Origin of the sequence: Chitinophaga sp. CF418 (genome assembly GCF_900142925.1) — a bacterium.
In the GTDB taxonomy this organism is placed as follows: domain Bacteria; phylum Bacteroidota; class Bacteroidia; order Chitinophagales; family Chitinophagaceae; genus Chitinophaga.
Genome location: NZ_FRCN01000012.1, coordinates 17462 through 31057, shown reverse-complemented (window position 1 = coordinate 31057; position 13596 = coordinate 17462). Strand labels below are relative to the sequence as shown.

Below are 13596 nucleotides of genomic sequence, written 5' to 3'. Positions count from 1 at the left end.
ATGAAGCCTATATATAAGCTTATGACGATGATGGCCGGAGGATTACTGTTGACAGTGGCCGGTTGTAACAAGAAACTGGAAGAGCATCCATATACGGTGTTTTCCGTAGCATACTTCAAGACGCCGGCAGGTTTGCAGAATGCGGTGAACGCGCTGTACTCCGGTATGCGATATGACTTTGGTCCTGAGGGAGCTGTGGCTATTACCGTAGATGGGACCGATGAATATACCTATGCAGAGCAGCCCAGGAATGGGGCCGGTGGTACGCAGGATTTCCTGACCCTGGGTAATTATACGCTGGACTTTGCGAATGGCGCTATTCAGACTCCGTGGAACAGGAACTATTCAAATATCAACCTGGCGAATGCGGTGGTGCAGTTTGCGCCGGAAGTGGCTATCAGTGAAGATCAGCGGAAGGTGATACTCGGGGAGGCGCGCTTCTTACGAGCACTGTATTATATGCTGCTGGTGCAGCAGTTCGGCGCGGTGCCTTTAGATTTGGGAAGCGGCGATCTGAAGTTCAATGAAGTGGCTTTCCAGGGGTTCAACAGATTGCCGGTAGCGGATGTGCTGGTGAAGGATTATAATGTCATTATAGACGATCTTGTTTTTGCCAGTCAGAACCTGCCCGACAAAAGGCCCACCAATGCCTTTAAACTGTCCAAAGCAGCCGCTTTACACCTGCTGTCGAAGGCTTACATTCACCGGGCCTATTCTGCGGCAAAACAGCCCTCAGATTTCACGAATGCCTACAATGCAGCTATGGAGCTGATCAATAATCAGGGATTATACGGTGTTGCCCTGCAGCAGAACTATGCCGACGTACATAGGCCGGGGAATGATTATAATGCGGAGATCCTGTATGCTGTGGAGCGTATTCCCGGTAATAACAATGCTAATGAGGTGGGTAATCCCAATGGCATCGGTGGTACAAAGGGTATTGATGCCAACAATGATTTTGTGGGAGATTATACCTCTGTGAGAGCGCCGCTGGCTACTTCTACGACACAGCCTGTTGTGGTGAGAACGGTGCAATACGGTCGCCCGATCAGACGTTTTTGTCCTACGGCATGGCTGTATAATGTGGCTTTTGCAGACAAGACAAATGATAGTCGTTATGATGGTTCATTCCGGACGGTGTATATCGCGTCACAGACAGGGGGAGGGTTTACAGCGAATGTAGATACAGCCTTCATCCTGGCAAAGACGGATCGTATTGCTGATTCATTGAATGGGATATCGCCGGCAGGACCGAAGTTGAAGCCATACCGGGTGATCGCTCCCCGTGAATTCTATTTGATAGGAGGATCGATCGATCCGGCGGTGACAAGGAATATGTATCCCAGTCTGAGTAAGTATGAAGATCCCGGTAAGCTGGCAGCAAATGACCAGGGTGGAAGACCTTTCGTAGTCAGTAAATTATCAGAAGTATATCTGCTCGCGGCCGAAGCAGCGTTGGGGGATAATCATCCTGCGGATGCTGTGGGGCTGATCAATGTGTTAAAACAGAGAGCAGCGTATCGTCCGGGATTGAGTGCTGATGAAGTAACTAATCGTTATAATGCAATTAAGGTGAATGACGTAGCACAGATCACGCTGGATTTTATATTGGATGAGCGTACCCGTGAGCTGTGTGGTGAAAGCATGCGCTGGCCTGACCTGGCAGTGCGTGGTAAACTGATTGAAAGGGTGAAATTGCATAATCCGGATGCGGCTAATGGTATTAAGGCTATTCATGTGTTACGGCCTATTCCCAAGGGGCAGCTGGATGCTGTAGCTGATCTGAATAAGGCGCAGTATCAGAACCCGGGGTATTGACGGGGTTTCTCCAAGATTGTTCATAGGTAGATAAAAATGCCTGCGGTATTATGCTGCAGGCATTGCCCTTTCATCCGTCGATTTAAATGCAGTGGGCAGAGTCGGCAACACATCAGATAAAAAACAATATTCGTTTAATAGAGAGTAATACTATAGCTAATGTTATTGATGGAGAAAACAATGCGCTGGTTTGGCCCTAATGATCCGGTAAGTTTGCGGGATATCAGGCAGGCAGGATGTACAGGTGTGGTGACAGCGTTGCATCACATACCTGTAGGAGAGGTATGGACAGTACCGGAGATCCTCAAGCGAAAAAAAGAAATTGCCGCCGCCGGCATGGACTGGACGGTGATTGAAAGTCTGCCGGTGAGTGAGGATATTAAAAAGCAATCCGGTGATTATCAGCGGCACATTGCCAACTATAAACAAAGTTTGTTGAACGTTGCGAAATGCGGCCTGAAAGTGGTGACCTACAATTTCATGCCGGTGCTGGACTGGGTGAGGACTGACGTTAACTACACCTTACCCGATGGCAGTAAGGCATTACGTTATGAGCGCTCTGCCTTCGTTGCTTTTGACCTGTTTATGCTGGAAAGACCGGGTGCAGCCCAGGATTATACTTCTGGCGAGATTGAAGCCGCTACAGCTTTGCTGAAGCATATGACTGAGGGGGAAAAGGCGACGCTTTATAAAAATGCGTTATTGGGATTGCCGGGGAGTGATGTGCCTTTTACGGCTGCTGAAGTGCTGGCGGCACTGGACACTTATAAAGGGATTAATGCTGATAAGTTAAGGGAACACCTGTACTTTTTTCTCCGGGAGGTGGCGCCTGTTGCGGAAGCTGCGGGCGTACGGCTGGCTATTCATCCGGATGATCCGCCTTTTCCTGTACTTGGGCTGCCGCGTATTCTAAGCACTGCTGCTGATGTGGAAGCTTTGTTAAATGCCGTTCCTTCGTCTGCGAATGGATTATGCTTCTGTACCGGATCTTTTGGAGTGCGAAAAGATAATCATCTGCCGGAGATGGTGCGGCAATTCGGGGACCGTATCCACTTTGTTCACCTGCGTAATACCCAACAGGATGCGGCGGGTAACTTCTTTGAATCGGATCACCTGGAGGGGATTGTGGATATGTATGCTGTTGTGAAGGAATTAGTGCTGTTAATGCAGCGGAAAGGGCATACGCTTCCCATGCGGCCGGATCATGGTCACCAGATGTTGGACGATCTTGCAAAGACTACCTACCCCGGTTACTCGGCGATAGGTCGTTTGAAGGGCTTAGCGGAGCTGAGAGGGTTAGAATTGGGGATCGCTGTCGGACTAACCGGGAGATAATACGACGCTTTCTACCTGTATTGGGGTAGGCGTTAGGACGAAGTAGGGATATCTTTGACATGGACTTAGGTTGGACCTGTAATTTAGGTCTGACCCTGGTCTGTGTGGGTATAGGAGTGGGTTCCAGGACGCTGATAATGTCCAGGGATTGTTGTACTTCGAGCAGGAGTATGGTAAGGTTACTGGCCCTTTCGATAATAATTGTTGTTGTTTCTTTGATTGTCACCGCCTCACTGACCCGGAGTTGAATATTTCCTTCTTCAAAGTTCACGGATAAGGCGATCACCTTTGCGGTTATGTCCTTATTAGTACCGGGGATGTTTACACTGATATTTTCACCTTTTTTTATGTCTACGCAGTCCATTTTCGGGACACGTGCCTCGCTGTTGAACCGGAAACCGGTTAAGGCGGACATGTTTTCCGGGAGAAGTCTTTTCTCTCCGGCGGGACGGGCTGTGTCCAGGCGCAAAATATCTGCCAATACTGTGTTTAGACGGTAGTGAAGGCTCTCGTCTTTGTACTTACTGGTGTATGGCTTTAGCGCCTGACGGATCAGGCGACTGGCTTTACTGGCGGTACCGAAGTCGCTGGCAGTCTTTTTAGTGGCAGCGCTTTGGTGTACTACTTCCGGCGCTTGCCGGACGTAGTAGTTCTTTCTACCTTTTTTGTCTTTCCGGTAGTAGTAGACCAGGTCGGCAAGGCGACCGGATAATGGAATAATGCTGTTTTGTCTGGGCATTAACGGTTTGATTTTGAGTTGGTTGAAGGTACGAAAAATGGGGGAAATGGGGAAATAAAACCGGGATAGCAGGTCACTGTTGATGAAGGAATTAAGATAAGTTTTGTACTTTTACGTCTTGAGCCATTCTATATTAACGTAGAATGGCTTATTTGTCGTAATACCAAAGAAGATAATATCATCGTAGTATGAGTTTCCCATATATTAAGCAGATCCATGTCAATGATTGTTACACGTATCAGAATTTTGATGTGCCGGCGAATATGTTGACGGAGTTTAAGCATATTATTCTAACGGGGAAAAATGGGACGGGGAAGACGACGATATTGAATGCGATAGGTTTTCAGATAGGGGCATTGCAAAATGCTCCGTCAGGACTGCATAAGCAGCACCATCTGAACAGTATGCTAAAGCAACAGGGGCGTTATGTTGTGGTTGAAAACAAGCCTGAAGATAAGGTAATAAATCCCTATAACGTTTTAAATTTACTATTCCTTCAAGAGAATAATACGCATGCGCTTTTAAACATAGATGAATATATATTCTCTCATTTCAGAGCACATAGAAAAGTCAGTTTAGATATAGTAAATACAGTTCTACAAGAGGAAGAGTTTGTTAAGAGTTTAAAAACTCAAAATGATCCTGAGAAGTTCATTTCAAAGTTTAAACAATACCTGGTCAACAAGAAGGTCTATGAGGCATTTGACCTCATGAAGAACAATAAAACAAGATTAGATCAAAACCAGCTTTTTTTTAATAATCTAAGAGATATTTTACAAAGGATATTTGAGGATGCTAAACTGGAGTTGGAGTTTATTCAGGAAAGCTTTGAATTTGAGTTGGTGTTGGGAGATGGAAGACACATAACATTTAATCAACTTTCAGAGGGTTTTTCTGCATTTATAAGTATATTAATGGATTTATTAATGCGGGTGGACTTAATAAGAAAGGAAAAAGGCGACTATAGTTTTGATCCGCCTGGAATAGCACTCATAGACGAACCTGAAACGCATTTTCATATTGGCATGCAGTATGAAATTCTACCAATATTGACAGAACTATTTCCGAAGATCCAGTTTATCGTAGCAACACATTCGCCTGCCGTTATTTCAAGCATTAAAAATGCTGTTGTTTATGATCTGACCAGCAAGACAGAAGTGGCCGGATGGCAGGCAGGAAGCAGTTATTCTGAACTAATGATCAAACATTTTGGATTGGAAAATGAGTTTTCACCGGTTGCGGATGCTATTATACAGGAGGTAAATAATGCAGTTAATGAACGCAATCCTGAGAAGCTCCGCGAAATAATTATGGCTAATGAAAAGTACATGACGCCATCATTGAAATTTGAAATAGAAAATCAAATAATAGCAATAGAAAGCAAACAGGGATTAATATGATCAATGTCCAGCGGGAAGCAGCTATACCTACCGCGTTAAATACTCCAGAAATACGACAATACATTGCAGAAATTCAGGCACATATTGCTAATCCCACAGTAGCAAGTAGACCAACCGAACCTGGAAGCTATCGAAGTTCAGACTTATTACAGGCATTTGACAGATGCTTTCATTCGAAATGTTACCTGACAGAACAGAAGTTCCCCAATTCATGGTGTATGGATATAGAACATTTTGTTTCACAGTCCGTAGACCCTGCAAAAAGGTATGAGTGGACCAATCTTTATCCTGCTGAGCATAGAGCAAATAAGATGAAACCGCGAACAACACCCGCGGGAGGGTATCTCGATCCCTGTGATGCTGCAGATGATGTGGAGACAGAAATCTTATACAGTCTTGATACTATGGGAGATAATCCTCAGTTCACGCCACGGGATACCACTAATGTGAAAGCCGTTAATACCTGTGATCTGCTGAATAAGCTTCATAATGGTCACAATGATGAAACAGTTCACGCAACTGCTGGGCTCCGGTTCGAAATCAGAAAGAAATATATGCATATCCTGGACCTACTCATTAAATGGCTGGCGAGCAGTAACCCGGTTTTAAAACATCAATACGAGATGGAATTAAAAATGCATTTGTCAAGAAAAGCTTCCTTTACCATGCTATGCCGGGCAATGGTTGCGGTACTGAATCATGTACCCCCTCAGTTTTTAGACTAGTCGGTCGATATTACAATTGTTGTCTCATGTTTATCAGGAATCTTAAAGTTTCTCATCCATTCTGTTAGTTAGTAGTTGCCACACTGATATTTAGTAGTACAAGTAAACAGATCAATAACATTTTGATCGTCATTCTGTAGTGCCGGGAATAGATTCTGTCTTGCCTGGTAGAGATGCGCGCCGAAATACCATTACGCTTTCTGCTGATTGTAAGGTTTCGGCATTCTGCGTTCAGGCACTAGTGTGTGGTGTTTGTACTCATTTTAAAGCAAGAAGGGGGTTAAAATAATAACGAGTCAGCGGTAGCAATACCCGCAGGGATGATCTTTCCCCATGGTCTTCGCCTCCTGTACGGTGACAGAGTCGATATTGTGTGTACATCGCTTCAATCCTTCGCAATATCCTTTATGGTAGGAATAACTGGTTGGGGACTTGCAGATATACACTTTTGTGAATTGTGTGGCGTTTAATGATATGAAGGAAAGAAGCAATGCTGTAATGAGATATGATTGTCTTTTCATGCCGTGTTATTTACAGATGTAATATAAATAATTGTCAAATAATAATCTGAAGTATAAACATAAATATTTCTACTCTGGTAATCCATTATTGCTAAGTCCCTTTTATTGACCACAGGCAGTGGCTAGTAGCCTATGAATATTTTTGTAGTTAAATAACTACATATATATTTGTAACACCATTTTACTTAACAAATAATTCAGCAGCATGAATTCCAAAGTTGACGCATATATCAGCAAGTCCCAATGGGAAAAGGAACTGGAGAAATTGAGAACGATCATTCTTGGTTGTCAGCTGACGGAGGAATTGAAGTGGGGAACGCCCTGTTATACATTTGAGGGGAATAATATAGTCCTGATACATACATTTAAAGAATACTGTGCGATCCTGTTTTTCAAGGGCGCTTTATTAAATGACCCTGAAGGTGTTTTGATCCAGCAATCGGAAAACACACAGGCAACACGCCAGATCAGGTTCACCAATGTCAAAGAAGTAACAGGAATAGCGGCTGTTCTGAAATCTTATATCTATGAGGCTATTGAAGTGGAAAGAGCCGGTTTGAAAGTGAATTATAAAAAGACGACAGAGTTCCCGGTTGCGGAAGAATTCCAACAGAAATTAGATACCCATCCGGCATTAAAGACTGCTTTTGAAGCTTTGACGCCTGGACGGCAAAGAGCTTACCTGCTTCATTTTTCTGCACCTAAACAATCCAAGACCCGTGTGTCAAGGGTTGAGAAATGTATGCCGCAGATTCTGGATGGGAAAGGACTGATGGACTAATGGTTAAACAGACTGACGTCCGATCATCTTCGTTGCGATCATGCTTTTTACTTCAGCCGGACTGACTTTGAGATGATTAATAGGGATCTGTATAGGAGACCCATAACTTTTGAAGTTCAGTTGCATCGTTTTGCGGAGCAGAAAATTAGACTGACGGGCAATATATTCTTCCGGATTCCTGACTATCAAGGTCAGGAATTCCTGTCTCATGACGACAGTACTCACCACTTCCTCTATATCACTCCATGGAACAAGCCAGGGATTAGCGGTAGCGACGCCGTAAGTGATACCTTCATCACTGATGATCAAACCCGGTTTTTTGCTGCTTATTTTTTTAACCATGACGAAGAAGGCTCCTCCAAAGAAGACAATGCCGGCAATAGCAATGCTATTCTTAACGTATGGTAGCCTGAGTAGGAAGTTCGTGCTTACATGATCAGAGACCAACATCCAGATGGATCCGGCAAAGAGGAAAATGCCGCCGATCAATGTTTTGATTAACTTCTTTTTGCTGGAAGGAATTTCGATTATTTCACCGGTAGTCATGGCAGGGATTTATAGAGATGGCTAAAATACGAAAAAACCGAAGATTCTTTCCGCAGCGAAATAAAAATGAGGGCTACTTACTCCTGAAAGATAAGTAACCCCCGCGCTGTACTATCAATCAATTACTTGTTAATCCACTCAATTTCCACTGATCCTCCCATTGCACGCGTGGCATGCCTTCCGGATTAAATACCAGTGGCAGCCATATATAACGCGATGTTTCCAGATCATTTTTATTCCACCTGTCTGCCATAAAGATAAAAGCATTCGTTTGCCCGTTTACAGGCAGTACAAAGGTGCTCTGTGCATGAAAAGTACTATCCGCATCTGTGCCCTGGCATGGATTGTCGTGTTCCGTCCAGGTGCCCATAATACTATCGGCGGTAGCATAGGATGCCGCATTGGGCGACCAGCCGGTACAGCCTGATGTGAACAGGTAAAAGCGGTTGTTGTATTTACATACAGCCGGTGCTTCCCTGGCACGCTGCACCAGTATGCGATGATCGTTTGTGGTATGTGAAAGATAGTCGTCTGCCAGTTCACAGATGTGCATGGTCTGGTTCTCTTCTGAAGAATAAAAGTGATATGCCTTGCCGTCATCGTCCTGGAAAATGGTCATGTCCCTGGCCATATTGCCGTTGGGCCTTACGCTACCGATGTAGTGGAAAGGGCCTTCGGGCCGGTCGCCTACAGCCACGCCCGAACGGGCGTAGCTGTAATCCTGAGAATCGATATGCATCCACATTATGAATTTGCCTGTCTTTTTGTTATAGATCACCTTCGGTCTTTCAATTACCTTGCTGATGTGTAGGTCGGATGTGCTATCAGTTTTGTCAGGCGCGAGCGCGACACTCTCATATTTCCAATGCTGTAGATCTTTTGAGGAGTAGCAGGATACGCCGCCGGCATTGACCCGGTTATTTTCCCAATTGGAGCCGGGTACTCTCCACGTATCACCTTTCTTTATTTCACCATACCAGTACCAGGTACCTGCGTAATACAACATGCCTCCGCCGTGTGCATTTATCGGGTTGCCATCTGTATCTGTCCATACTGCACCAGGAATAATACTTGTTTGCTGCTGGGCAAAGCCTGTCATTGATGCCGGTATTACCAGCATCAATAACCATAGGGCCTTAATTATTTTCATACGCTCAGAGGTTTGAGTTTAGTTGCTGATCGCCGATAGGTATTGGCGCCCAGTAGAAAGTATGAGTAGCATCGTCAGGAATGTTCTTTAGTGCTTCTTCTGATGCATCCCTGTCTGAATTAGCCTTCTTTACTGTTTCTGTACGGATCAGGTCATACCAGCGGGCGGCGGGTTCAACACCGGCAAACTCCCAGCCACGTTCTGCAATCACCGAATCCCGGAAGGCGCTTTGAGACAGGCCGGCAACGAGATCTCCCAGTCCGGCCCTTTTCCTGACAAGGTTAATGGCGGCATACGCAGTAGCATCCGGAGCGGCTGACATAGCCTGTGCTTCGGCGTATGTAAGCAAAACTTCTGCGTAGCGGATCACGGGAACGGTATGGCTACCTATCCAGTTATTGTTCACGTGGTTCGTCGGATTGAAGGCATCGTCATCGCGGAACTTGAAGAAGTACGGATGTTTGCGCTGCACTTTAGTCCAGTCAACGGCATTGTTCGGATCATTATTTATATAGTACACCATCTGGTAAGTAGCGTCTTTTCTCGGGCCGGCAGGGAATTTTTTGTAGAAGTTGATCTCTGCGTAGCCGTCGCCCCAACCTCCTTCATCATCAGGAGCATAAGCGTTAGGTGTAAGCATATTATAGTTTTCCCATGCCCAGCCGGAAACACTTACATTATAGTAGCAACCGAATACCGTTTCATGGTTGAACTTTCCTGTTCTCTTCCACAGATCGGCAAAGTTGGATACCAGGTCATAGCCCCAGGTGGCTTTGCCGTCAATCACTTCTTTCGCTTTGGCGGCTGCAAGTGCATATTTGTCTGTTTGTTTCAGCGGCCAGCCCGCCATGGTCAGGTATACATTGGCCAGCAGCGCTTTAGCAGAACCGCGGGTAGGCGGTATGTCAACACCATTCTGTCTTTTGGTGCCATCCCAGCCATCGGGCAGCATAGTTTCTGCTTTTTGCAGATCTGCCACTATCAGCGTATAAATATCTGTAGGTTCAGCTTTCGTGCGCGTATAGTCTACCTTGTTATCCGTGATCAGTGGCACTGCTCCCCAGGTACGGGTAAGGAAGAAGTAGCTCAGGGCACGGAAAAAATAGGCTTGTCCTGCGGCCTGGTTCCGGGCATCTTCTGATGCCCCGGTGGCGTTCTGATAGTTGTTGATGAGTGAATTGCTGGACTTAATGGTAGAATAGAAATAGCTCCACCAGTTGGTCATACGGTCGTTGGAAGAGGTAGCCTGATAGGTATCAAAATCAGAATAAGAGATCTTGTTACCGGCGCGGGCTACGGTGATATCATCACCACCCCAGAGCGTGGAAAAGCCTGCCGACTGGTTGAATGCGCCGTTCATTTGTGTATACAGCCCGATGGTGGCCATATTCAGGTCATCGGCAGTTTTATAGAAATTATCCGGTGTCAGGTTGCTTCTGGGGTCTTCCTTCAGGAAATCCTTACTGCAGGAGGTAAAGAGCAAAAGCAGCAGCGGAGCGATTTTATGTAGTTTCATTTTGTACGTGTTTAATGTGATCACTTATAAAGAAATATTCACCCCGAATGTGATAGTGCGAGGGGAGGGATAGGCACCCAGGTCTATACCGGCATCAGCATCGCTGGTAGCCGAAGTAGAGGTGGCTTCCGGATCATACCCTTTATATTTGGTGATGGTGTACAGGTTTTGCGCGCTCAGCGTAAACCGTATGTCAGCAAAGCGGGTGGTCTTCTTCAACAGGGCGTAAGACAGGCTTACGTTCTTCAGTCGTACATAACTGCCGTTTTGCAGGTACTGCGTAGACTCGACATAGCTGCGGTTTGTTTTGCTCGCAGGGTCGGCCCACTCGGCGTCGGGATTCTTACTGCTGGCGTAGTTGGCAGATTCTGCCAGTGTAGGATATTTCACATCGCTGGTAGGCGCTGCGATACCTGCATAGGTAGCATTGAAGATCTTGTTGCCGTGTGATGCCTGTACAAATACATTCAGTTCAAACTGTTTGTAATGGAAGTTGTTGTTGAAGCCCCACAGGAATTTCGGAAGGGCGCTACCTGCAATTACGCGGTCTTCGTAACCGATGGATTTGTTTCCACTTACGTCCCTGTAATGGTTATCGCCGGCCTTATATCCCAGTGTGTTGTCGTCGGAAGTATAAACGCCCTGCCAGGGTATCAGGTAGAAGGAACCCAGTGCCTGCCCGGTTTTAACTACCTGTATATTGGTATTGATAAGCCCTCCACCGATAACGGGACGGTAAAGGATAGAGTCTTTACCCAGGCTCACTACTCTGTTTTTGTAAGTGGATGCATTGATAGTGGCTGTCCAGGAGAAATCATGCGTTTGAACAGCGGCAATGTCTACAAAGAATTCAAAGCCTTTGTTATTCACCGCACCCACGTTTTTATACATGGTTCCACCGCCATCGTAGCTGGCAATAGGCACCTGCAGCAGCAGGTCTTTTGTGCGCTTGTTATAGTAGTCGGCAGTAACGTTCACTCTTCCGCCAAGTAAGCCTACATCCAGACCTATATCAGTTTGTTTGGTGGTTTCCCATTTAAGGTCGGGATTGCTGGGGCTACCCAGCAGATAACCCTGGTAAAGGGTAGTACCGCCGTAGGAATATTGTACGCCGCTGAGCAGGCCCAGGCTACTATAGGGGTTAATGGACTGGTTACCAGTAATACCCCAGCTGCCACGCAGTTTCAGGTTAGAGAAAATGCCCAGGTCTTTGATGAAAGACTCTTCAGACAGTCGCCAGCCAATACCAACGGAAGGAAAATACCCCCATTTATTGGCCGTACTCTGGAACTTGGAAGAACCGTCAGCACGGTAGGTAGCGGTAATGAGATATTTATCGTTAAAGGTATAGGAGGCCCTGCCTACATAGGAGAGCAATGCCCAGTTGGTGTAAGCGGAAGAAATGCCCTGTGAGGTATTCAGCCCCAGGTTGTTGTATCCATTGGAAGTGGAAGTCAGACCGGAACCTGACGCTGAAAAGGAATTGAACTTGCTGGAAGTTTCCTCCACGATGCCCATCACGGTAAAGTCATGTTTCTCGTTGAACTTCTTGTGGAAGGTGAGCGAGTTACTGTTCTGGATGGTATAGTTCTCCAGGGAACTCTGGCCGGAGCCGGGATTGCCGGGGCTTACCCAGTCGTTGTTCAGATAGGCGGTCCGGGAGATATTTGCATCCAGACCCACGTTCACGTTCAGGGATAGCCAGTCTGTAATATCGTATTTCAGTCGTCCGTTGAGCACTACTGAGTTGGCGGAGTTGTCATTCTTCCTTTCCTTGATGGTCATATAAGGGTTGGACCAGATAGGGGAGATGGCGAAACGGTTGTACTGGGTACCGGAATCATATACCGGCTCAGTAGGCGCCCATGCGAGGGCCGACATTACCGGATTACCTTTGCCCCCAATGTCGCCATTATTATGAGAGTTGGAATGTCCGGCGAAGATGCCTACACCTATGCTCACTTTTTTGCTCAATTTGCTGTCCAGGTTGGCGCGCAGTGCGAACTTCTCCTGGCTGGTGTTCAGCAGGAGGCCGGACTGGTTCACATAATATCCGGAGATATAGTAGCGCGATTTTTCCGTACCACCTGAAACCGACAGCTGGTGGTTCTGTGTTGTACCGTTATGGAAGACCATATCCTGCCAATCGGTGCCTTTTCCTGCATAGGAGGCCGGATCAGCGAAGACATTCGTGCCTGCGATATGATTGGCCAGTGTTGCATATCCCTGTGCATCCAGCAGCTTATACTTCTTCATGGGGGTATTGCTGCTCAGGAAGCCGTTGTATTCAAGATGCATGTCGCCAGACTTGCCGCTTTTGGTAGTGATGATGATCACCCCGTTGGCGCCGCGGGAACCGTAGATAGCAGTAGCAGAGGCGTCTTTCAGTACTTCCATGGAAGCAATGTCGTTCACATTGATGTCCTGGATGCTGATGCTACTCAACGCTACCCCGTCGATTACGTACAGCGGGTCGTTGCTGGCATTGATGGAGTTAGCACCCCTGATGCGGATCTTAACCGCACCACCCGGTGCTCCGGAGCTGTTGGCCACAGAAACCCCTGCCACCCTGCCCTGCAGGGCGGAGGAAGCGTTCAATACCGGCTGATCCTTATAAGCGGTTGCATTTAACGAAGCGATAGCACCAGTGAGGTCTTTCCTTTTCTGGGTGCCATAACCTACAACTACCACTTCTCCCAGTCCCTGGGTAGAGGATTCGAGTTGCACATTGATGGTGCCACGGTTGTTTACGGGCACTTCTTTACTGGTATAACCCATCAGGCTGAAGGTAAGGGTTGCCCCGGCGGGAGCATTGATGGAGTACCGACCGTCATTGTCGGTCTGCGTGTTCACGCCTTTGCCTTTTATGTACACCACAACGCCCGGCAAGGAGGTGTCGCCGGCGGTTACCCTTCCGGTGACGGGTTGTTGGGCATAGAGGGCCATGGCATAACTGCTGAAAATCAGGCAAAGGGCCAGTTTTTTCCATAACGTCAAATTACTTTTCATGACAGCGTTTTAATTTTTGTACCGTGGAAGATTGGTCGTTGTTCAATGCAATGATA

11 protein-coding genes are annotated in these 13596 nt (G+C 46.6%); 5 read left to right on the top strand and 6 right to left on the bottom strand.

Going from position 1 to position 13596, the window contains the following annotated elements; genetic code table 11:
- Positions 1-1818 (top strand): RagB/SusD family nutrient uptake outer membrane protein, encoded by a 1818-nt coding sequence (locus F3I09_RS24190; protein ID WP_149697637.1) that lies wholly within the window; start codon positions 1-3, stop codon positions 1816-1818.
- Between the two features lie 168 nt (positions 1819-1986).
- Complete coding sequence (gene uxuA, locus F3I09_RS24185; RefSeq protein WP_223233364.1) at positions 1987-3153, top strand: mannonate dehydratase; 1167 nt, start codon at positions 1987-1989, stop codon at positions 3151-3153.
- On the opposite strand, the gene F3I09_RS24180 is transcribed toward uxuA, so the two are convergent.
- A complete protein-coding gene (locus tag F3I09_RS24180; protein WP_149697635.1) occupies positions 3056-3892 on the bottom strand; it encodes a hypothetical protein in 837 nt (278 codons plus the stop codon). The genes uxuA and F3I09_RS24180 overlap by 98 nt on opposite strands.
- Positions 3893-4080: 188 nt before the next feature.
- On the opposite strand from F3I09_RS24180, the gene F3I09_RS24175 reads away from it, so the two are divergent.
- On the top strand, positions 4081-5292 hold the full coding sequence (locus F3I09_RS24175; protein WP_149697634.1) for an AAA family ATPase: 1212 nt from the start codon (positions 4081-4083) through the stop codon (positions 5290-5292).
- A 218-nt stretch (positions 5293-5510) separates the two neighbouring features.
- Entirely contained in the window at positions 5511-6017 is a 507-nt protein-coding gene (locus F3I09_RS24170) for a hypothetical protein (protein WP_149697633.1), read from the top strand.
- A gap of 296 nt (positions 6018-6313) precedes the next feature.
- Here the strand turns inward: F3I09_RS24170 and F3I09_RS24165 are convergent, their stop codons facing one another.
- A complete protein-coding gene (locus F3I09_RS24165; protein WP_149697632.1) occupies positions 6314-6538 on the bottom strand; it encodes a hypothetical protein in 225 nt (74 codons plus the stop codon).
- Positions 6539-6743: 205 nt separating this feature from the next.
- On the opposite strand from F3I09_RS24165, the gene F3I09_RS24160 reads away from it, so the two are divergent.
- The gene (locus tag F3I09_RS24160) at positions 6744-7319 is read left to right on the top strand and encodes a YdeI family protein (RefSeq protein ID WP_149697631.1); all 576 of its coding nucleotides are present in this window, start codon (positions 6744-6746) and stop codon (positions 7317-7319) included.
- A 3-nt stretch (positions 7320-7322) separates the two neighbouring features.
- Here F3I09_RS24160 and F3I09_RS24155 read toward each other — a convergent pair whose 3' ends face one another.
- The 4 genes from F3I09_RS24155 to F3I09_RS24140 form a co-directional block, all read right to left on the bottom strand.
- A complete protein-coding gene (locus F3I09_RS24155) occupies positions 7323-7865 on the bottom strand; it encodes an STM3941 family protein (RefSeq protein ID WP_149697630.1) in 543 nt (180 codons plus the stop codon).
- A 118-nt stretch (positions 7866-7983) separates the two neighbouring features.
- Positions 7984-9015 carry a glycoside hydrolase family 43 protein gene (locus F3I09_RS24150; protein ID WP_149697629.1) on the bottom strand — a complete coding sequence of 344 codons (1032 nt, stop codon included), beginning with the start codon at positions 9013-9015 and terminating at the stop codon, positions 7984-7986.
- A 4-nt stretch (positions 9016-9019) separates the two neighbouring features.
- Positions 9020-10531, bottom strand: coding sequence for a RagB/SusD family nutrient uptake outer membrane protein (locus tag F3I09_RS24145; protein ID WP_149697628.1), 1512 nt, complete (start codon positions 10529-10531; stop codon positions 9020-9022).
- Positions 10532-10555: 24 nt separating this feature from the next.
- Positions 10556-13540 (bottom strand): TonB-dependent receptor, encoded by a 2985-nt coding sequence (locus tag F3I09_RS24140; protein ID WP_149697627.1) that lies wholly within the window; start codon positions 13538-13540, stop codon positions 10556-10558.
- Positions 13541-13596 lie beyond the last annotated feature (56 nt).

Coding starts and splice junctions, on each gene's coding strand:
- F3I09_RS24190 (WP_149697637.1), top strand. CDS start 1: ATGAAGCCTATATATAAGCTTATGACGATGATGGCCGGAGGATTACTG.
- uxuA (WP_223233364.1), top strand. CDS start 1,987: ATGGAGAAAACAATGCGCTGGTTTGGCCCTAATGATCCGGTAAGTTTG.
- F3I09_RS24180 (WP_149697635.1), bottom strand. CDS start 3,892: ATGCCCAGACAAAACAGCATTATTCCATTATCCGGTCGCCTTGCCGAC.
- F3I09_RS24175 (WP_149697634.1), top strand. CDS start 4,081: ATGAGTTTCCCATATATTAAGCAGATCCATGTCAATGATTGTTACACG.
- F3I09_RS24170 (WP_149697633.1), top strand. CDS start 5,511: ATGGATATAGAACATTTTGTTTCACAGTCCGTAGACCCTGCAAAAAGG.
- F3I09_RS24165 (WP_149697632.1), bottom strand. CDS start 6,538: ATGAAAAGACAATCATATCTCATTACAGCATTGCTTCTTTCCTTCATA.
- F3I09_RS24160 (WP_149697631.1), top strand. CDS start 6,744: ATGAATTCCAAAGTTGACGCATATATCAGCAAGTCCCAATGGGAAAAG.
- F3I09_RS24155 (WP_149697630.1), bottom strand. CDS start 7,865: ATGACTACCGGTGAAATAATCGAAATTCCTTCCAGCAAAAAGAAGTTA.
- F3I09_RS24150 (WP_149697629.1), bottom strand. CDS start 9,015: ATGAAAATAATTAAGGCCCTATGGTTATTGATGCTGGTAATACCGGCA.
- F3I09_RS24145 (WP_149697628.1), bottom strand. CDS start 10,531: ATGAAACTACATAAAATCGCTCCGCTGCTGCTTTTGCTCTTTACCTCC.
- F3I09_RS24140 (WP_149697627.1), bottom strand. CDS start 13,540: ATGAAAAGTAATTTGACGTTATGGAAAAAACTGGCCCTTTGCCTGATT.